The organism is Acinetobacter sp. RF15B, assembly GCF_007558235.1.
GTDB lineage: Bacteria > Pseudomonadota > Gammaproteobacteria > Pseudomonadales > Moraxellaceae > Acinetobacter > Acinetobacter lwoffii_C.
The window spans coordinates 141,940-161,940 of the sequence record NZ_VLSR01000001.1; the positions used below are offsets into that span (position 1 = coordinate 141,940).

The following is a 20,001-nucleotide window of genomic DNA, read 5'->3' on the forward strand; positions in this document are numbered from 1 at the left end:
TGGCTCAATCAATCTATCGGCTGTATAAAAAATAACAGCGGCGAAGACCCGAATAGGACAGTTCAAATTCCCGAAAATGGCGGAATTTGCCATTTATATTACCTGAAATTTCCAAGTCCGACTTAAGTCGCATGAATAAAATTTAAACATGTTGGGTAATTTGTAAGCAAATTCTTGTATATTAAAAACATTTAAAAACAATGTCTTATGTCTAGTCTACTGAATTATCTTTAGACTTTTATCTATATATTTTTTAAATAAATAGTGAAGATTCTGGGAGAATATTGGATTAATTTTGACAAGCCCACTAATCTTTAGCTATCCCAACGGGGCGGCGAAAATCTAAACAGGTTGTTGAGGGTACGATTTTTGCTACTTGTTGTAGAAAAATCCTAATATTATTACAGGAAAAGATCATGACTACATACCAAACAGCGATTGATGCAATCCGCGAATTAAAAGCGAAATTCGGTAATACTTGGGCAGACATCAGTCCTGAAGATGCTGCGCGTATGCAAATGCAAAACCGTTTCAAAACTGGTTTAGACATTGCTAAATATACAGCGGCGATTATGCGTCGTGATATGGCTGAATATGATGCTGATCCTAGCAAATACACTCAGTCTCTGGGTTGCTGGCATGGTTTCATCGCACAACAAAAAATGATCGCGAACAAGAAATACTTCGGTACAACTTCTAAGCGTTATATCTACCTTTCTGGTTGGATGGTTGCTGCACTTCGTTCAGAATTCGGTCCTCTTCCTGATCAATCTATGCACGAAAAAACTTCGGTTCCTGCATTAATTGAAGAAATCTACACTTTCTTACGTCAAGCTGACGCAAAAGAATTAAACGATCTGTTCCGTGAACTTAAAAAAGCACAAGAAGCTGGTGATACAGCTAAAGCTGCTGAAATCACTGCACAAATCGACAACTTTGAAACTCACGTTGTACCAATCATTGCGGACATCGATGCTGGTTTCGGTAACGAAGAAGCAACTTACTTGCTTGCTAAAAAAATGATCGAAGCGGGTGCGTGTGCACTTCAAATCGAAAACCAGGTGTCTGACGCGAAACAATGTGGTCACCAAGCTGGTAAAGTAACTGTTCCACACGAAGACTTCATCGCTAAAATCCACGCGTTACGTTATGCGTTCCTGGAAATGGGTCTTGACGATGGTATTATCGTTGCGCGTACTGACTCTGAAGGCGCTGACTTGACTCAAAAAATCCCAGTGGTTAAAGAGCCAGGCGACATTGCTTCTCAATACATCAGCTACTTAGACACTCAAGAAATTGATATCTCTGAAGCTCAAGAAGACGAAATCCTGATCAAGCGTGATGGTAAATTACACCGTCCTAAGCGTCTAGCGTCTGGTCTGTACCAGTTCCGTGAAGGCACTCAAATTGACCGCGTTGTACTTGACTGTGTAACTAGCTTACAAAACGGTGCTGACCTTCTGTGGATCGAAACTGCAACGCCAAACGTTGAAGAAATCGCTCACATGGTTAACCGTGTTAAAGAAGTTGTTCCAAATGCGAAACTTGTTTATAACAACTCTCCTTCGTTCAACTGGACTTTAAACTTCCGTCAACAAGCTTACGACCGTTGGGTTGCTGAAGGTAAAGACGTTTCTGCTTACGACCGTGCTAAGTTAATGAGCGCTGAGTACGACAACTCTGAATTGGCTGCTGATGCTGATGAGAAAGTACGTACATTCCAGGCAGATGCTTCTCGTGAAGCGGGTGTATTCCATCACTTGATTACACTTCCGACTTACCACACAGCTGCTCTTTCTACTCATGAGCTGGCTGAAGGTTACTTCGGTTCTGAAGGTATGCTGGCTTATGTTGCTGGCGTACAACGTAAAGAAATCCGTGGTGGTATCGCGTGTGTTAAACATCAAGCAATGGCAGGTTCTGACATCGGTGATGACCACAAAGAAATCTTTGCTGGTGACAACGCGCTTAAAGCGGGTGACGATGCGAAAAACACTATGAACCAGTTCAGCGCTTAATCGTTTGAGTTGAGTCGAATAAAAACCCTGCTTATGCAGGGTTTTTTTATGTCAAAAAAAATACAAACAAAAAAATAAAATGCTCTTTACAGCCTGCTTTTCAGGTATTCATTATTTCTTCATGATTCGGTGTTATCACAGCTTTTTGTGTTTAATTCTTGCATTCTCAAGCTATGTCATTGAATATCCATAAAGCTTGTTTATTTTGTGCACCTTCTTATCGTTCATCAAATCTGAAGTGATCCGGACTTATGTTGTCTAAATTTTTTATTCATCGTCCTATTTTTGCCGGTGTATTGGCCATAGTCGTGATGGCGATCGGGCTTTTTGCGGTGATGAATTTAGCTGTGGAACGCTATCCTGATATTGCACCACCTCGGATCACCGTGGCGGCTACCTATACCGGTGCCTCTGCTGAAACGGTGGAGGAGAGCGTCACCCAGGTCTTAGAACAGCAAATCAAAGGGATTGACCATCTGCTGTACTTTAGTTCCAGCAGCGATTCTTCGGGACGAAGCCGGATCAGCATCAGTTTTGAAAATGGGACAGATCCGGATACCGCACAGGTGCAGGTGCAAAATGCCATTAACGGGGTCTTAAACCGCTTGCCGGAAGAGGTACAGCGTCAGGGAGTTAATGTCTTTAAGTCTCTGGGAGATACCCATATGGTCATCAGTCTGTATGATGAAAGTGGGCGCAGCAGCAATATCGAACTTTCGGACTATTTAATGACTCATCTGGAGCAGGATATTGCCCGGATTGATGGGGTGGGCGAGGTGGATGTTTTTGGTTCACAGTTCGCCATGCGGATTTGGCTACATCCGGCCAAACTCAAACAATATAGCCTGATGCCGAGCGATATACGGGCAGCAGTCGAAGCCCAGAATACCCAGGTGGCTGCCGGGGCAATAGGAGACCTGCCTACGGTCGAAGACCAGTATCTGAATGCCAAAGTCACCTCCGGCAGCCGTTTAAAAACGGTCGAAGAATTTGAAAATATTATTGTGAAATCTGCTCAAGATGGCAGTTTTATCTATTTAAAAGATGTGGCGAGGGTAGAACTGGGAGCTGAAAATTATCAGTCTTATAGCACTAATAATAGTTTTCCATCGGCTGGTCTGGGAATTTCACTGGCCTCCGGAGCGAATGCCATTGCTACCTCACAACTGATCAAGGCCGAAATTTCCCGTATTGCCACACAATTACCCCCAGGCTATAAAATCGCCTATCCCCGGGATAATACGCCATTTGTGCAGGAGTCGATTAAGGAGGTTGTAAAAACCCTGATCGAAGCAGTCATCCTGGTGATTATAGTCATGTTTATTTTCCTGCAGAACTGGCGGGCAACCCTGATTCCTGCAATTACTGTGCCTGTGGTCATTTTGGGAACGATGGCGGTGTTATATGCGCTGGGGTTGAGCATCAATACTCTGACACTGTTTGCGATGGTGCTGGCGATTGGTCTGCTGGTCGATGATGCAATTGTCGTGGTGGAAAATGTAGAGCGTCTGATGCACGAGCAGCAGCTATCTGCCAAAGAGGCAGCTTTGGCATCCATGCAGGAAATCAGTGGTGCCCTGGTCGGGATTACTCTGGTGTTGACTGCAGTATTTATTCCGATGGCATTTTTTGGGGGATCAACCGGCGTGATCTATCGCCAGTTTTCCATTACGTTGGTTGCTGCCATGTCGCTTTCCCTGATGGTGGCGCTCATCCTGACCCCGGCACTCTGCGCACTTATACTCAAGCCGAATCCTCAACCTGTAAGATGGGCCAGCTGGTTTAACCAGAAACTCGACAATTTAAAAGATCGTTATGTGCATCTTTCCACTATGACCTTGCAGCATAAGACGGTTTGTCTAGTGCTTTTTATCGGGTTGATTGGCATTTTTGCTCTATTTTACCGCGCTTTGCCGACCACCTTTCTGCCCAGTGAAGATCAGGGAATTCTGAGCCTGCAAATTCGCCTGCAGGAAGGTGCCCCTATGAAAAATACTATTCAAGTGGGTGAGCAGGTACGTCAATATTTTCTGGAACAGGAAAAAGCCAATATTAATCTGGTCATGATACGTTATGGCCGTAACTTCTCAGGTACCGGTCAGAACCTGGCGACCGGTTTTGTAGCCCTGAAGCATTGGGATGACCGTTCAGGGGGAGAAAATACCGCGCAGGCGATTCGTGAACGTGCCATGGCACATTTCCGTGATAATCCTAATGCTCAGATCAATATTAATATGCCCGCATCGGTGAATGGTCTGGGACAAACCGACGGCCTGGATTTCTGGATTCGTGATATTAATGGCAATGGCCGTCAGTATCTGGAAGAGCAGTTCCAGAATATGCAGGCTAGTGCAGCTCAATATAGTAGCTTTGAAAATCTGGATAAGCGTTCCAATCCTGAAAAAGCCGAACTTAAAGTCAATATTGACCAGAAACAGGCCATGGCCAATGGTTTAAGCCAGTCAGCAATCAACAGCACGCTTTCAGCAGCTTGGGGCGGCAACTATATTAATGACTTTATTGATCGTGGCCGGATTAAACGGGTGATTATGCAGGGCGATGCAGAGTTTCGTTCCAAACCCGAGGATCTGGCACAATGGCATGTACGCAATGACCAGAACCAGATGATTCCATTCAGTAATTTTTCTAAGGTCGGCTGGAGTGGTGGCCCTGAGGTCGTCAACCGTTTTATGGGCTATACTGCACTGCAAATGGAAGCAGATATCAGCAAAGGCGCCAGTTCTGGTCAAGCCATGCAGGATGTAGAGCATCTGGTCGGTCAGCAAGAGGGTGTGGATGTGGTCTGGAGTGGCTTATCTTTTGAAGAAAAGCAGTCCAATAATCAGGCGATCTGGCTTTATCTGGTCTCCGTTGGCTTTATTTTCCTGTGTCTGGCTGCTTTATATGAAAGCTGGAGTATTCCAACCGCAGTGATGTCAGCCATTCCTTTGGGGATTGGGGGGAATATTATTTTCAGCTCTCTGGCCGGTTTTCCAAATGATATCTATTTCCAGATTGCATTACTGACGACGATTGGCCTGTCCTGTAAAAATGCCATCCTGATTGTAGAGTTTGCTTCTTTGGCTCAGGATAAAGGAAAAACGGTAATCGATGCTGCCCTAGAAGGAGCGTCCCTGCGTTTACGTCCGATTCTGATGACCTCGCTGGCATTTGGTGCCGGTATTATGCCATTGGTTTTTGCCTTCGGCGCTGGTGCGGTCAGCCGTCAGGAAATTGGAGTCAGTGTGCTGGGGGGCGTGATCTTCGGCACGGTACTGGTCCTGATCTTTACTCCATTTATGTATGTATTGATACGGACTCTATTTAAGCCGAAGTCTGTTAAAAGAAACATAAGTGATTAAATTGTTTAGGTTTCGTTGTAAAGGTTGAGAAATGTAACAGTTTTTCGTAGTATTGCTGCGCCGTATAAGCGGTTTGATGAGGATTAAATCCCTAAATGGACAGGCACAGTTGTCAGATACACCAAATTTCAAACATTTATATTTACCAACATTATTATGTGGGTTCATTCGGCAAATAAAATAAGAGCCGTTGCGGCCCTATTACATAGGTTGGGTAATAGGGGGCGAGCATGAGCTACAACAACTTTTTATATCTTTTAAATGATGCATTAAGCAAGCAAGATATTGCATTGGCATTAGACTCTGTTAAAACGTTTAAAGCCGCAGATTTGGCTGATATTTTGGCACAATTACCTTTAGAGAATAGTCAAAAGCTGCTACTGCATCTTCCTGCACGCGCCTATGTATTTTCATATCTCAAACCCGAAGAACAAGTAAAATTTGCACACGGTTTAACGCGAACAGACTTGGCTGAAATTATGGGCGAAATGCCTTCAGACAAGCGTGTCGATTTATTTAAATGTTTAGATCACGAGCAGCAAAATACTTTATTGCCTGCATTGGCACAGGCCGAGCGTGAAGATATTCGGCAGCTCTCTTCTTATGTAGAAGGTACGGCAGGGGCCATCATGAGCTCCGAATATGCCACCTTAAAACCGAATATGTCGGTAAAAGATGCCATTAAAATGTTGCGTTATGAGGCACCCGATTCGGAAACCATTTATTTGGCCTATGTACTTGATGAAGCAAGAAAGCTGCTGGGTGTTTTATCGCTCAAACAATTAATACTTGCCGAAGAACAAAGCAATATTAGTGATTTAATGGCGACCGATATTATTTTTGCATATTTTGACAGCGATCAGAATGAAGTAGCCAAAACCATTGCTCGTTATGACTTACTGGCATTACCCATTATAGATCATGCCGGTGTGATGGTGGGTATTGTGACATATGATGATGCAATGGATGTGGCCAGAGAAGAGGCAACAGAAGATTTTTTAAAATCTGGTGCTGTCGATGCATCATCTAAATTGAGTCTTAAATCTGCCCCGATATTGCAACTCTATGAAAAACGGGTGTATTGGCTGGTATTTCTTGTTTTTGGCAGTTTGTTATCCGGGATTGGCATTGCACATTTTGAAGACATTATTGCCGCAAATATTGTATTGGTTTTCTTTTTGCCCTTATTGGTCGGCAGTGGTGGAAATGCCGGCTCTCAATCTGCAACGCTGATGGTGCGTGCATTGGCAACGGGCGATGTACATTTTAGGGACTGGTTTTACTTGCTGGGACGTGAAAGTTTGGTTGCCCTGTGTCTGGGCGGAACCATGGCACTTGCAGTTTCACTTTTGGGATATTACCGCGGTGATGAAATGGTCGCTTTAGTGCTTGCTCTGAGTATGATGGGTATTGTGCTTTTGGGCTGTTTAATTGGAATGAGTTTGCCTTTTATGCTAAATCGTTTTGGATTTGATCCTGCAAGCGCCTCTGCGCCATTGGTGACCTCTATTTGTGATGCGACAGGTGTTCTGGTTTATTTATTTATCGCTTCACAGCTATTGCTATAAAAGTATAGACAATAAATACATATACATATTTTCAATTTATACTTTATTCTCAGGGCTATAACACAAATGTTTGAACAAGGCTAAAGCATGGTTGCGGTTGAAAAAGAAAAAAAATTAACACGGCAAGAAGTCGTACGTTTGGAGCGCGATTTAGCCAAATTCGCCAATCTGATGGATTCCCTGGTCAGGATTCCATTTACCAAACAGGGCGTAGGTGCAGATGCTGCCTTGAGTACCATTCCAGTCGCGGGCGATCTAGCCGGATTTATCTTGACCTGTTATGCCATCTATAAAGCCAGGCAGGTTGGTGTGCCGCGCAGCAAGTTAAATCCGGTCATGAAACTGGCTGTACTGGATGCCGTGGTCGGCTTTATTCCGGTAGTGGGCACCATCTTTGATATTTTCATACGCCCTAGCCGTAAGGCACTGGATGTTGTGCATGATCATATCAGGCAGGAATATCAGATCCTTAGCGATGATCATGTGGTGCATCCTTTTTTACATGAAAGTCTGGAGCGTAAACAGCAGCAGTCCAGGTTCTGGCGCAATCCTGTGGTGGCTTGGGTGTGGATTCATATTCCTGATCTGCTGGGGGCTTTATTCTTGATTCTGCTGACGGGTCTCATTGGATGGGGGAGTTTTGTATTGTATCAAGGGATGAGCAGCTAAACTCCAAAGTTTTAAGATATGAATCAACGCACTTTAAAACGCCAGAAAAAAAGCCTGCAGATGCAGGCTTTTTTTAAATCAGGAACAACCGGTTGATTAAGGACAATCAAGCTGTTGTAGGGCCGCGACACGCTGTTCAATTGTCGGGTGCGTCTGGAAGAGAGCTGCAAGACTGAAACCCTGAGACTGACCTTCAGCAATGGCAAAGGCCTTCATCTCTTTTGGCATCGCATCCGGCATTTCTGATTCGGCCTGTAAACGTAATAAGGCTGAAATCATGGCCTGCTTGCCTGCAAGACGTGCACCTGCTTCATCAGCGCGGTATTCGCGATAGCGCGAGAACCACAACACGATGGCAGAAGCCAGAATACCAAAGACAATATCCAGAACGATGGTAATGACAAAATAACCAATCCCTGGAGCTTCGCCTTCTTCACGGCCAAAGAAAGTACGGTCGATGAAATCACCTGCCACACGAGCAAAGAACATCACGAACGCGTTCACTACACCCTGGATGAGCGCAAGTGTGACCATATCGCCATTGGCAACGTGACCGATTTCATGCGCCAGCACTGCCCGTAGCTCGTCTTTGTTCATGCGTTCCAGCAAGCCTGTCGATACTGACACCAGCGCATCATTCTTGTTCCAGCCAGTTGCAAAGGCATTCGACTGATAAGACGGGAAAATTCCGACTTCTGGCATTTTAATACCAGCACGTTGAGACAGTTGCGCAACTTCTTGAAGTAACCATGCTTCTGCCTGATTACGTGGCGCATTCGGGTCAATCAGTTCAGTACCTGTGGTCTTTTTCGCCATCCATTTAGACATGAACAGGGAAATTAGGGAACCTACCATACCAAACACAAAACAGATGACTAACAGGTTGCCTAGATTCAAGCCACCCGCGCCATGGTAACTACCGACACCGAAGAGTGACAGAATAATGCCAGCTACAACCAGTACCGCGAGGTTGGTTAGCAAGAACAAACCAATCCGCATCATTGAGAAATCCTCTTATTATAGAAAAATAATCTGATTAGCAAATAAAATCATTGAACTCAATATGAGGTGGAATTATTAAAAATTCAAGAAAAAATTCGCAATCAGCTACAAAAAGTTAGCAGGAGTTTAGCCTGAATTACAGGCCATTTTCGAGCAAAAAAATCTTTATTATTAATCACTCAAATAGATTTTTGCTGCTGCTGAAGCATTTGCGGTGGCATAAGAGCCTATCGGGGCATCAGTATAGCTGCCATCGGCATTCACAATCACCTGACGTTGATATTGAGCAGCAGCCTGCATTGGGGCTGTATTGGTCGCAGGCGTAGTATAGTGGGCTGAACTGGCAATCACCCGGCCCTGATCGGCAGAAGCGGAATAACTGGCCTGTGAAACATGGACACCATTACTATATAAGTTCTGATAACGGCTCGTTACCCGGCGGACATAGTCCTGAGTTTCACGGAAGGGAGGGACGCCCTTATATTTGGCCACATTGCCTTCACCGGCATTATAGCCGGCCAGTGCCAGCGTGGTATTGCCATTAAAACGTTTCATCAGCCAAGCCAGGTATTTGGCACCTGCCATAATATTCTGGTGCGGATCATACGCATTACTGACATTAAAGCGGCGCGCCGTAGCTGGCATCAGTTGCATCAGGCCTTGTGCTCCAACCGGAGAACGTGCATGCACATTAAAACCGGATTCGGTATGCATAACCGCTTTAATCAGACCTTCGGAAATACCATGGGTCTGTGCTGCCTGACGGATAATGGCATCAAAGGCATCTTTATTTTTACTATAGCTTGGTAAAACAGCAGCTTCGCTATTGCCCCAGTTGCTATAACTGTGAATATTACTGTCTGGATAATAGGTCTTCTTTTCGACCTGTAAATGATTATAACGGCTCTTTTTATTGGTCAATAAGGTACTGCCATTGCTGTCACGCAATTGATAGATCGTTTCACCGGCAGAGGCAAGTTGACTGCTCTGCAGGCAGACTACTGCACTGATCAGATGACACCTCAACCAAGATAGCTTTATTTTCATTGTTTATATTTGACAGATAATAAGCGAGTAAAGTTCAGGGGTGAGTTTAACAAAAAATTACGGAATGAACAGTATTCTGTGCTTTATTTCTAAACGAGTTTGTAAATGCAAGATCTACTTGAGAGTTTATTCATCAAAAATTTTTTTTATTTAATTTAAAAGCCTAGGCTTGACAGGGTTAAGTTATTGTTTTTTATGTAAAAATAAATTGATCAATAAGTGATCAATTTGAGGGTAAGCCTTAAATTTGGAGGCGGACAAGTTGTCAAGTCATTTTCAATCCACAAAGTTATCCACAGCTTTTGTGGACAACTGTGGAAAAGTGTAAAAGATAAGCACTTTGCTGGAAAAATGAACGCAAAAGTTTTGGCCTAGTTATTTAAATAAAGCATCAACATGAAGCTAGCATGACATTTGCAGGAAATTAAATTCTTTTGATGCGATATGCACCCGAATCGGCTAAAATTGCGCGGTATTTTTATTTATGGGTTAGTCTCGTCTATGTACTCGCCAGTTGAACCCGAGCAAGGATTTAATTTCAAACCTGAACCGCCAACCAGCTCTGCTTACTACCGTTTGTTGAAGAAGCTTCGCCGCCAGGTCGGACATGCCATTCGCGACTTCAAGATGATTGAAGACGGCGATAAGGTCATGGTGTGTATTTCTGGTGGTAAAGACAGTTATACCTTGTTAGATATCCTGCTTCAGTTCAAGCGCATTGCACCGATCAACTTTGATGTGGTGGCGGTAAATTTGGACCAGAAACAGCCAGGTTTTCCTGAAGATGTCCTGCCACGTTATTTAGAAGAAAATAACATTCCGTATTACATCCTGGAAAAAGATACCTATAGCATCACTAAAAAGCTGACACCTGAAGGCAAGACCTATTGTGCAGTCTGTTCACGCTTACGCCGTGGTTCACTGTATGGCTTTGCTCAGGAAATCGGGGCCACCAAAGTGGCGCTGGGCCATCATCGTGATGATATTCTGGCGACTTTCTTCCTGAACCTGTTCCATGGTGGCAGCCTGAAAGCCATGCCGCCGAAGCTGTTGTCTTCTGACAAAAAGAACATCCTGATTCGTCCGCTGGCTTATGTGGAAGAAAAAGACATTATCAAATATGCAGAAATGCGCCAGTTCCCGATTATTCCATGCAACCTGTGTGGTTCGCAGGACAATCTGCAACGTGCCATTATTAATGACATGCTGCGTGACTGGGATAAAGCGCATCCTAAACGTCTGCACAGCATTTTTGGTGCCCTGCAAAACGTATCGCCATCTCAGCTGGCAGATCGCGAGCTATTTGATTTTGAAGTGCTGGACAGCCAACGCGAATTTGATTTTAAAGGCAGCTGTTCGACTGAAGAGGCTGTTGAAGGTGAGAACCGCCGCATCAATATGGTCAACCTTGGCTTTGCCTTAGACTAAGACTAAAAAGCAGGCATCAGCTTTCGGGCTGATGTCTGCGTTGTTGACCCTTTATAAAAGAATGATGCTATAAACTATGAATGCCTTCTAACTATATAAGAAACAACCAACCTTATTGAAAGCGCAAGGGAAAAAGTATATTTTGCTGCTATAGCATTAGATGTCATTGCTTGAAAATGATGCAATTTCCTGCCTTATATTTTAGATCAGCTCAAAAATATGTGTCGTTGCCTCTCGGGGAAGAGTCAACAGTCGAGTTGCTGAAAAATAACTTAAAACCAGAACTACAAAAATTGAACGGTGCGTACAAAATTTGTTAGCCATTGCCACAATGATCATGTTATAACAAGGCACTAGCATAAATGCTCACCCTGATGTCGTCTGGATAGTCGACACAAATGAACAAATAAATTGAGGAAAGATCATGCCTGTTTTTTTATCTGATGATTGGTTTTCAACTGTAGATACATTGACTGCACAAGCGGGTAATCTGGATTTGCCACCCGCTTTGGCAAACCTTGCAATTAATTTGGTGGTTGCGGATACAACAGGTAATACTGAATTATCTTTAGATGGTGGCGTGATCAAAAAAGGTCTGTCTTCAAATGCGAAAACAACCTTAAATATGGATGCAGAGACCTTACGTAAAGTCTTCCTGGAATTTGATATGGCTGCCGCAATGCAAGCCTTCATGACAGGTAAAATTAAAGTACAGGGCGATATGTCGCAATTAATGGCACTGCAAACTGCAAAACCAAGTCAGGCACAAAAAGACCTGTTCAAAAAAGTGCTTGAAAATACGACAGCATAATTCTAGCTGAACGCTCGTATAAACCAAAAAAGCTTACCCGAAGGTAAGCTTTTTTATGTCTGCCAGTTTTAAATACGGGATATTTAGATATTTACCAGCTGTGGCGTGGTCTTGATATGCTCTAAATAAGCACGGATACGCGTCACATATTGTACTGCCTGACGGTAACGGCCATTATTGGCTTTGTTCTGATCCAGATAGGCATATAAGTTCACCCAGTTATTTGGATTCTTGCCTTGGGCCTGAATCCGCTTTTGCAGCTGATTGACGGCACCTGGACCCATATTATAAGCCACCAGCGCAAACCAGTTCCGGTCTGGATAAGGAATATGCTCGTAGCGATCCAGCATCTGGTCATAGTACTTGGCACCACCCTGGATGCTTTGCAGCGGATCGGTGCGGTTGCTGACGCCCATTGCTTTGGCTGTACTATTGGTCAGCATCATCAGGCCACGTACACCTGTTGGTGAAACTGAGTTCGGTTTAAGATAGGATTCCTGATAACCAATGGCTGCCAGTAAATGCCAGTCCAGGTCATATTGTTTGGCTGTCTGCTTAAAGCTGGCCTGATAGATGGGCAGGCGATTGCTTAAATCACGCTGAATGGTATTCCAGGACTCTTGCTGTACCACATTGCGGTTATAAAAAGAAGCCAGCTGTTTAATGGCACCACTTTGTTTGCCGCGACAGACAAAAGCGCTCGCCGTTTGGCTGAGTGGATCATTCGCCGATTTAAAGACCAGATTCAGATTGGTATTCAGGCCGTTGCTGGACAGGCTATACTGATCTCCACAGGTTGCAGAGAATCCAGTTAAGCGTTGCTTTTCAATAGCCTGTATGTCTGATGTGGTCATCGCCAGATTGGCTTTTCCTTTAGCCACCCATAACAGGGCAGTGGCATTGTCAGGAACAATTTTAAAGTCCAGCTTGACATTCAGGTTGTTGGCATAGCTACGCACCAAGTCATAACCAAACCCATGCAGATGTTCACCATCCTGAAAGACGGTACTCGGATTTTTGACCGCCACGACGGTCAGCTGCTGACTGTTGACTACCTGGTCATACTGCAAGGCAGTGTTGCTTGCATTCAGGCTGTGAAAAGGAATAAATACAGTGCTTAATACAAGTGCTTTAACGGGGAGAGAAGAAATAAAAGATCTTAGGCAAAGCCTCGTAGACCCAGTGGTTGAACTACTGTGCATGTTGTCTCCGCTACTAGTAATTTATGCCCTAAAAATTACAGGTAACACAGCCTGAAACTTTTAAAAGTTTGATAAATTCAATAAGGGTTGGGCAGTCATGACGTCATTCAGAATGACAAGAGAATTACAAAGGATTGTATAGAAAAACTACATAGAGTAAAAAGTGATCAATTTCAAAAGATGGGTGCATAGTAATGATGTAAAAAATGATTGTCAAATTTTGTAGGTGATTTATTTTTGAAATGTAATTTAAGTAGTTAAATTTATTAGGGAATTTTTTTTAAAATTAAGCTTGCCCTAAAATGGTGAATAAAATAAGCTGATGAATCGTCAACAATGAGCAAATTAACTTAGTTAAGCGCAATGAAATCAAACCTGATCACCCGTGGCGGACACGATAAATTAGTGGCAGAACTTAAGAATCTGTGGCATGAAGAACGTCCGGAAATTACCAAAAAGGTAAATTGGGCGGCCAGTCTGGGCGACCGTTCAGAGAACGCCGATTACCAGTACAACAAGCAGTTGTTACGCAAGATTGACCGTCGAGTACGTTATCTGGGTAAGCGTTTAGAAGAGCTAAAAATTATTGATTTTTCACCTGAACAGGAAGGAAAAGTCTATTTTGGAGCCTGGGTTGAAATTGAAAATGAACAGGGTGAACAGAAGAATTTGCGGATCGTCGGGGTCGATGAAATTTATGATCATCATCCGCAGCATATTTCGATTGAGTCTCCGATGGCACGTGCCTTGTTGGGCAAGCAGGTGGATGATGAAATCGAGGTCATTACACCGTCAGGTAAGAAGCTTTGGTATATCAACTCGATTGATTATGAAAAGCCAGAAAATTCAGCAAATTAATAGAATTGATTTTATTTTGTTCAGTTGATGCTGGGAAACTATAAAAATATTTGCCAAGGGCGATTTTTATTTATATGATGACGGCCATGGAAGCGTGGCAGAGCGGTTTAATGCACCGGTCTTGAAAACCGACGAGGGTGTGAGTCCTCCGTGAGTTCGAATCTCACCGCTTCCGCCAAATTCAAAAACCCAGTCTACAGGCTGGGTTTTTTTATGGCTGCTTAAATTCCTGTCGCAGGAATGAAGGGATATAGACGAAGAGAAATACGGCATCTCAAAGCGCCAATTGATTCGTTGCTGCTGACTTTGTTTATTGTTTCGTCCTACTGAGTTTTTATCTTTGTTAACTTATTCTTTCCGGCTGATTTTTAGCTGAATAAACCGGTTTTTACACAAGTTTTACTAAATTTTATTGCTAATTCGGCAATTTATTTATATGATGGCGGCCATGGAAGCGTGGCAGAGTGGTTTAATGCACCGGTCTTGAAAACCGACGAGGGTGTGAGTCCTCCGTGAGTTCGAATCTCACCGCTTCCGCCAGATTCAAAACCCCAGTCAATGATTGGGGTTTTTTTATGGCTAAACAGTAAATATTCAGATATTCGCAATAGAAGTGGGGTTTTGGATTTCCTGCTGCAACCAGCTGGCAAACTTTTCAATCAGGGGGGAACTTTCCTGACCGGAATGCACCAGATAATAAGCCCGTTGCTTCGCGAGTGTCTTTGTGGACACCAATACCAATTCCTGTTTATTTAATTCTTTTTCAATCAGCATTTGCGGAATTAAGGCCATGCCCATAGCATGTGTTGCCGCGACTGCCAGCATGGAAAACAGCTCATGACGCTGGCCTTGAAAAGGATTGGCATGTTGAATCTGATGCAGTTTAAACCAGTCTTCCCAGATATTGGGCCGGGTGGTCTGTTGGAGTAAAGGTAGTCGAATCAGCTGCTCTGCACTCAGATCAAAACTATAAGAGTTGATCATGCTGGCATCCGGAAAATACTGCCGGATCAGGCTGGGTGCGCAAACCGCGACCACATCTTCATGCATTAAAAAATGACTATAGGTTCCAGGCCATTGTTCCATCTGCTGCGGTGTACCTGCATAGATTGCCGCATCAAAAATATGTTCCTGAAACAAAAAAGGCCGGGTACTGGTTTCCAGATGCACCGTAATTTCAGGATAAAGCTGATGAAAGCCCTGAAGTTTTGGTAAGAGCCAGCGGGTGGCAAAGGTCGGAACCACGCCCAGTTTTAAGGTGCCGCCACGGCCTTGATGGGTAATGACATCTACAGTAGCCTGTTCCAGCCCTTTTAGATGCGGGCCGATACTTTTAAGGTATTGCTGTCCGGCATTGGTTAACTCTACGCCATGCCGTGTTCGGGTAAATAGTGCGGTCCCCAGATAGCCCTCTAGCTGCTGGAGCTGGCGAGAAACAGCGCTTTGTGTCAGAAACAGCTCCTGTGCTGCATAGGTATAGCTGGCGTGGCGTGCAGCAGACTCAAAACAGATAAGGGCTTGCAGGGAGGGAATTTTTCGGCGCATCTGGTCATCCTTGACACTCAGTAAAAAAATAATCAGATATTAATAAACAGTATGTCCATGTTATCGAAGTATAAGGCTTTAGTGTAAAAAAATAGACAATACCGGGTTAAATTTCTTTTTAAGAAGAAGTATCTAGACAAGTTATGCATAAAACGCATAACTGCATGCAAATTAATTGGTTGAAGCAGTGGCGATTCATGCATAAAGTCAGTCTTAAGGATAAAACAAGATAATATCAACGAAGGATTGGCAGAGGACATTATGAATCAAATGGTCGATACTAAAAAAGCAAGCAAATCATACTTCAACTGGCAAGATCCATTTTTACTGGAACAGCAGTTGACTGAAGAAGAACGCATGATTCGGGACAGCGCACAGGCTTATTGTCAAGACAAGCTGATGCCGCGTGTGCTCGAGCAGTTTCGTCATGAAAAAACCGATCCGGCTATTTTTCGTGAGATGGGCGAGCTTGGTCTGTTGGGTCCCACCATTCCTGAGCAATATGGCGGTGCGGGTTTAAATTATGTCAGCTATGGCCTGATTGCCCGTGAAGTGGAGCGGGTGGATTCGGGTTACCGTTCCATGGCCAGCGTACAAAGTTCACTGGTGATGGTGCCGATCAATGAATTCGGGTCTGAAGAGCAGAAACAGAGATATTTACCGAAACTGGCTTCGGGTGAATACATTGGCTGTTTTGGTTTGACCGAGCCGGATCATGGTTCTGATCCAGGTAGCATGATCACACGTGCCAAGAAAGTCGATGGTGGTTACCGTCTGACAGGTGCAAAAATGTGGATTACCAACAGTCCGATTGCCGATGTATTTGTGGTCTGGGCCAAAGAAGTCTCAGCAGAGGGTAATGTCGGTGATATTCGCGGCTTTATTCTGGAAAAAGGTTGGGAAGGGCTGTCTGCACCGGCGATTCACGGCAAAGTCGGTCTGCGTGCTTCGATTACCGGTGAAATCGTGATGGATAACGTCTTTGTTCCAGAAGAAAATGCATTTCCGGAAATTCGCGGCTTACGTGGTCCATTTACCTGCCTGAACAGTGCACGCTATGGTATTGCCTGGGGTGCAATGGGCGCAGCTGAATTTTGCTGGCATACCGCCCATCAGTACACCATGGACCGTAAACAGTTTGGCCGTCCACTGGCTGCCAATCAGTTGATCCAGAAGAAGCTGGCGGACATGCAAACTGAAATTGCTTTGGGCCTGCAAGTGGCTTTACGTTTTGGCCGAATGAAAGATGAAGGCATTGCTTCAGTTGAAGGGACTTCACTGATCAAACGTAATAACTGTGGTAAAGCGCTGGACATTGCACGTGTTGCGCGTGACATGCTGGGCGGGAACGGCATTTCTGATGAGTTTGGCGTCGCCCGTCATCTGGTGAATCTTGAAGTGGTGAATACCTATGAAGGCACACATGATGTACATGCCTTGATTTTGGGCCGTGCTCAAACAGGCATTGCCGCATTCTGCAATTAATTAAATCAAACTTTTCTTATTGATCTGAGGATGTTCATACCTGAGCATCCTGCAGGATACTTATCTTAAAAAATTAATCAAAACGTCAATAAAGGATTCATCGTAAAACATTCTTGTCAATCGATGCTTATACAAGCCTGTGTCTAAAAAATATCGGAATAAAAATAATAAAGAACAGGCAAGCAAAGGTGGAGGACTGGGACTGTCGATGGCTCATTTGGGAAAATGAGGTAAATGGAATGAAGAATGAGATTAATAATACATCTGCGGTCGCAGCGCTGAAGTTGCCCTCGAATGTAGGCACTCTGCATCGTATTACAGCACATACCTGGAAACTGGCCTTTATTTTTGCTTTTATTTCACTGGTGATTGACGGCGTGGATATCATGCTGTTGTCGTTCAGTCTGACCAGTTTGAAAGCAGAGTTTGGCCTGACTTCTTTTCAGGCTGGCATGCTAGGAAGTGCTTCTTTGGCAGGGATGGCGCTGGGTGGCATTACGGGTGGATGGGCCTGTGACAAGTTCGGACGGGTAAAAACCATTGCCTGGTCTGTGGTGTTTTTCTCGATCATGACCTGTATTTTGGGATTTACCCAAAGTTATGAGCAGTTCATGATTTTACGTTTTATCGGTGCTTTTGGACTCGGTTCACTCTATATGGCCTGTAATACGTTAATGGCTGAATATGTACCGACCAAATACCGGACCACAGTCTTAGGAACGCTACAAACTGGACAGACGATTGGCTATATTGTCGCCACTTTAATGGCCGGAGCCATCATCCCTGATTATGGCTGGCGCATGCTGTTTTATGTAACTATTATTCCTGCGGCCTTTGCCTTGATTTTTATGCGCTTTGTGCCAGAACCGGCATCTTGGCAAGAAGAAAAAATCAAGCAATTGCAAAATCGTCATATAAAAGCTGAAGCTAAGCCGACGCTACCTGTTGCCCAACAGCCAGCGGAAAGTATTTATAAGCGTATTTTTGGCCACCAGCAGCACCGTAAAATGTTTTTGCTGTGGATGACCACTGCGGCATTTTTACAGTTTGGCTATTATGGCGTAAATAACTGGATGCCTACCTATCTTGAAACCGAACTCAACATGAACTTCAAGGCATTGACCGGTTATATGGTAGGTGCATATACGGCCATGATCCTGGGCAAGATTTTAGCGGGTTATCTGGCAGATAAATTTGGCCGCCGGATCACTTTTGTATTTGGTACGGTCAGTACAGCTGCCTTTTTACCGATTATCATTTTCTATAACAGCCCGACCAATATTGCCTACTTACTGGTCACATTTGGCTTCTTATATGGCATTCCATATGGCGTGAATGCAACGTATATGGCGGAAACCTTTTCTACTGATGTGCGGGGAACTGCGATTGGCGGTGCCTACAATATGGGACGCTTGGGCGCAGCTATTGCCCCTGCAACGATTGGAATTATTGCTGCGGGCGGTTCATTTACCCTGGCCTTTATTGTGATGGGTGCCGCCTACTTTATTGCTGGTGTAATTCCTGGACTCTTTATTCGTGAGCGTCAATATGATCCGCAAGCTAATCTGGTGGTTCCAGCAGATGAAGAAGCTAAGGCTAAGAAGACGGTAGTGTCGGACCGACCAGCTGCTGTGAAATAAAACCTGAAATAAAAATGATCAGGATGGAGCAGTAAGGTCCATCCCCCTTAAAAAGGAAGAAAGATATGGGAGCTTTACAGGGAATTCGTGTTTTAGACTTGAGTCGCGTGCTGGCAGGACCTTGGTGCGGACAGATTCTGGCTGATCTGGGCGCTGAAGTCATCAAGATTGAAAGGCCACATGTCGGGGATGATACCCGGATGTGGGGACCGCCCTGGATGCCGGATCAGGAGGGCAATGCCACACGTGAGTCCGGATATTTTCAGTGTGCCAACCGCAATAAATATTCGGTTGCAGTCGATATTGCGAGTGCCGAAGGTCAGGAGCTGATCCGGGAAATTGCCAAAACGGCAGATGTGGTGATTGAAAACTATAAGGCAGGTTCACTGGCAAAATATGGCCTGGACTATGCCAGCTTAAGCGCACTAAATACGAAGCTGGTGTATTGTTCGATTACTGGGTTTGGTCAGGATGGGCCACGTGCCGAAGAGCCCGGCTATGATTTCATCATTCAGGGCATGTCGGGCCTGATGAGTATTACCGGTGAAAGTGATGATAGACCAGGTGGAGGCGCACAGAAGGTCGGCGTGGCAGTAGTGGATATCCAGACCGGCTTATATGCAACCATTGCCATACAGGCCGCCCTATGGTCATGTCAACAGAGCGGACGCGGCCAGTATATTGATATGTCGCTCCTCGATGTGCAGGTCGCAGCACTTGCCAATCAGGGCATGAACTATTTAAGCTCGGGTGTTTCGCCGGTGCGGATGGGAAATCATCATCCAAATATTGTGCCTTATCAGACTTTTAAAGCAAAAGATAAGGAATTTATTATTGCCTGTGGTAATGACAAGCAATTTAAAGATTTATGTATGGCCATTGATTTGCCGGAGCTACTACAAGACAGCAGGTTCCAGCGTAATCAGGATCGGGTAAAACATCGGGATGAATTGATTGCATTATTATCTGAATATTTTCTCAAAAAAAATGCCAAAGACTGGGTTGATGCGATCCATGCTGTCAAAGTGCCGGTCGGGGTGATTAACTCGATTGAAGAGGCATTGGCTGAACCACAAGTCCAGCATCGCGGTATGGTGGTCGATGTGCCACATCCATTGAATGATCGCTTCCAAGTGATTGCTTCGCCGATCAAGCTGTCTGAAACCCCGGTAGAGTATCGGCATGCACCGCCACAACTGGGCCAACATACCGGCTTTATCTTATCCCGCTTCAAAACTCCGGAACAATTGGCTGCATTGCAGGCCAAAGGCATTATTGATGGCTCAATCCATTCTCTTGCCGATGAGACGGTGGCCTGAAAGCAGCGCCTTGATATTACTTTCATGACACGCCTTTGCCGAAGTGA

Annotated in this window: 14 protein-coding genes and 2 tRNA genes; 12 read left to right on the forward strand and 4 right to left on the reverse strand. The window is 44.5% G+C overall.

Annotated features, from left to right (window positions below; translation table 11 throughout):
- The first annotated feature begins 416 nt into the window (after nt 1-416).
- The 4 genes from E2K74_RS00710 to E2K74_RS00725 all read left to right on the forward strand — a co-directional run bounded on the left by E2K74_RS00710 (nt 417) and on the right by E2K74_RS00725 (nt 7,617).
- On the forward strand, nt 417-2,018 hold the full coding sequence (locus E2K74_RS00710; RefSeq protein WP_151205853.1) for an isocitrate lyase: 1,602 nt from the start codon (nt 417-419) through the stop codon (nt 2,016-2,018).
- Between the two features lie 251 nt (nt 2,019-2,269).
- Entirely contained in the window at nt 2,270-5,380 is a 3,111-nt protein-coding gene (locus tag E2K74_RS00715) for a multidrug efflux RND transporter permease subunit (protein WP_151205854.1), read from the forward strand.
- Nucleotides 5,381-5,610: 230 nt separating this feature from the next.
- Nucleotides 5,611-6,948 (forward strand): magnesium transporter, encoded by a 1,338-nt coding sequence (mgtE, locus tag E2K74_RS00720; protein WP_151205855.1) that lies wholly within the window; start codon nt 5,611-5,613, stop codon nt 6,946-6,948.
- Between the two features lie 87 nt (nt 6,949-7,035).
- Nucleotides 7,036-7,617, forward strand: a complete 582-nt coding sequence (locus tag E2K74_RS00725; protein ID WP_151205856.1) for a DUF4112 domain-containing protein — start codon at nt 7,036-7,038, stop codon at nt 7,615-7,617.
- A gap of 96 nt (nt 7,618-7,713) precedes the next feature.
- Here the strand turns inward: E2K74_RS00725 and htpX are convergent, their stop codons facing one another.
- Together htpX and E2K74_RS00735 are read right to left on the reverse strand one after the other, a co-directional pair.
- Nucleotides 7,714-8,619 (reverse strand): protease HtpX, encoded by a 906-nt coding sequence (htpX, locus tag E2K74_RS00730; protein ID WP_151203928.1) that lies wholly within the window; start codon nt 8,617-8,619, stop codon nt 7,714-7,716.
- A 171-nt stretch (nt 8,620-8,790) separates the two neighbouring features.
- On the reverse strand, nt 8,791-9,666 hold the full coding sequence (locus tag E2K74_RS00735) for a lytic transglycosylase domain-containing protein (RefSeq protein ID WP_151205857.1): 876 nt from the start codon (nt 9,664-9,666) through the stop codon (nt 8,791-8,793).
- Between the two features lie 501 nt (nt 9,667-10,167).
- Here E2K74_RS00735 and ttcA point away from each other — a divergent pair.
- Both ttcA and E2K74_RS00745 read left to right on the forward strand, forming a co-directional pair.
- On the forward strand, nt 10,168-11,094 hold the full coding sequence (ttcA, locus tag E2K74_RS00740; RefSeq protein ID WP_151203930.1) for a tRNA 2-thiocytidine(32) synthetase TtcA: 927 nt from the start codon (nt 10,168-10,170) through the stop codon (nt 11,092-11,094).
- A gap of 424 nt (nt 11,095-11,518) precedes the next feature.
- Entirely contained in the window at nt 11,519-11,905 is a 387-nt protein-coding gene (locus tag E2K74_RS00745) for an SCP2 sterol-binding domain-containing protein (protein WP_151203931.1), read from the forward strand.
- An 83-nt stretch (nt 11,906-11,988) separates the two neighbouring features.
- Here the strand turns inward: E2K74_RS00745 and E2K74_RS00750 are convergent, their stop codons facing one another.
- Entirely contained in the window at nt 11,989-13,107 is a 1,119-nt protein-coding gene (locus E2K74_RS00750; protein WP_151203932.1) for a transglycosylase SLT domain-containing protein, read from the reverse strand.
- 363 nt (nt 13,108-13,470) lie between these two features.
- Between E2K74_RS00750 and greB the strand changes: the two genes are divergently transcribed.
- From greB to E2K74_RS00765, 3 genes are all read left to right on the forward strand, one after another.
- Nucleotides 13,471-13,965: a transcription elongation factor GreB gene (greB, locus tag E2K74_RS00755; protein WP_151203933.1), complete on the forward strand. Its 495-nt coding sequence runs from the start codon at nt 13,471-13,473 to the stop codon at nt 13,963-13,965.
- A gap of 88 nt (nt 13,966-14,053) precedes the next feature.
- Nucleotides 14,054-14,143 (forward strand) — tRNA-Ser (locus E2K74_RS00760).
- 272 nt (nt 14,144-14,415) lie between these two features.
- Nucleotides 14,416-14,505, forward strand: a tRNA-Ser gene (locus E2K74_RS00765).
- A 54-nt stretch (nt 14,506-14,559) separates the two neighbouring features.
- Here E2K74_RS00765 and E2K74_RS00770 read toward each other — a convergent pair.
- On the reverse strand, nt 14,560-15,510 hold the full coding sequence (locus tag E2K74_RS00770) for a LysR substrate-binding domain-containing protein (protein WP_151205858.1): 951 nt from the start codon (nt 15,508-15,510) through the stop codon (nt 14,560-14,562).
- A gap of 261 nt (nt 15,511-15,771) precedes the next feature.
- Here E2K74_RS00770 and E2K74_RS00775 point away from each other — a divergent pair, with 261 nt between their 5' ends.
- The 3 genes from E2K74_RS00775 (at nt 15,772) to E2K74_RS00785 (ending at nt 19,954) form a co-directional block, all read left to right on the forward strand.
- Complete coding sequence (locus E2K74_RS00775; RefSeq protein ID WP_151205859.1) at nt 15,772-16,995, forward strand: acyl-CoA dehydrogenase; 1,224 nt, start codon at nt 15,772-15,774, stop codon at nt 16,993-16,995.
- A gap of 239 nt (nt 16,996-17,234) precedes the next feature.
- Nucleotides 17,235-18,635, forward strand: a complete 1,401-nt coding sequence (locus tag E2K74_RS00780; RefSeq protein WP_151205860.1) for an MFS transporter — start codon at nt 17,235-17,237, stop codon at nt 18,633-18,635.
- A gap of 65 nt (nt 18,636-18,700) precedes the next feature.
- Nucleotides 18,701-19,954: a CaiB/BaiF CoA transferase family protein gene (locus E2K74_RS00785; protein WP_151205861.1), complete on the forward strand. Its 1,254-nt coding sequence runs from the start codon at nt 18,701-18,703 to the stop codon at nt 19,952-19,954.
- The last annotated feature ends 47 nt before the right edge of the window (nt 19,955-20,001 follow it).

What these genes read in the sequence shown, in the direction of transcription:
- E2K74_RS00745 (WP_151203931.1), top strand. Translation starts at nt 11,519, where the DNA reads ATGCCTGTTTTTTTATCTGATGATTGGTTTTCAACTGTAGATACATTG.
- E2K74_RS00770 (WP_151205858.1), bottom strand. Translation starts at nt 15,510, where the DNA reads ATGCGCCGAAAAATTCCCTCCCTGCAAGCCCTTATCTGTTTTGAGTCT.
- mgtE (WP_151205855.1), top strand. Translation starts at nt 5,611, where the DNA reads ATGAGCTACAACAACTTTTTATATCTTTTAAATGATGCATTAAGCAAG.
- E2K74_RS00710 (WP_151205853.1), top strand. Translation starts at nt 417, where the DNA reads ATGACTACATACCAAACAGCGATTGATGCAATCCGCGAATTAAAAGCG.
- E2K74_RS00775 (WP_151205859.1), top strand. Translation starts at nt 15,772, where the DNA reads ATGAATCAAATGGTCGATACTAAAAAAGCAAGCAAATCATACTTCAAC.
- E2K74_RS00785 (WP_151205861.1), top strand. Translation starts at nt 18,701, where the DNA reads ATGGGAGCTTTACAGGGAATTCGTGTTTTAGACTTGAGTCGCGTGCTG.
- E2K74_RS00725 (WP_151205856.1), top strand. Translation starts at nt 7,036, where the DNA reads ATGGTTGCGGTTGAAAAAGAAAAAAAATTAACACGGCAAGAAGTCGTA.
- E2K74_RS00735 (WP_151205857.1), bottom strand. Translation starts at nt 9,666, where the DNA reads ATGAAAATAAAGCTATCTTGGTTGAGGTGTCATCTGATCAGTGCAGTA.
- E2K74_RS00715 (WP_151205854.1), top strand. Translation starts at nt 2,270, where the DNA reads ATGTTGTCTAAATTTTTTATTCATCGTCCTATTTTTGCCGGTGTATTG.
- greB (WP_151203933.1), top strand. Translation starts at nt 13,471, where the DNA reads ATGAAATCAAACCTGATCACCCGTGGCGGACACGATAAATTAGTGGCA.
- E2K74_RS00780 (WP_151205860.1), top strand. Translation starts at nt 17,235, where the DNA reads ATGAAGAATGAGATTAATAATACATCTGCGGTCGCAGCGCTGAAGTTG.
- ttcA (WP_151203930.1), top strand. Translation starts at nt 10,168, where the DNA reads ATGTACTCGCCAGTTGAACCCGAGCAAGGATTTAATTTCAAACCTGAA.
- htpX (WP_151203928.1), bottom strand. Translation starts at nt 8,619, where the DNA reads ATGATGCGGATTGGTTTGTTCTTGCTAACCAACCTCGCGGTACTGGTT.
- E2K74_RS00750 (WP_151203932.1), bottom strand. Translation starts at nt 13,107, where the DNA reads ATGCACAGTAGTTCAACCACTGGGTCTACGAGGCTTTGCCTAAGATCT.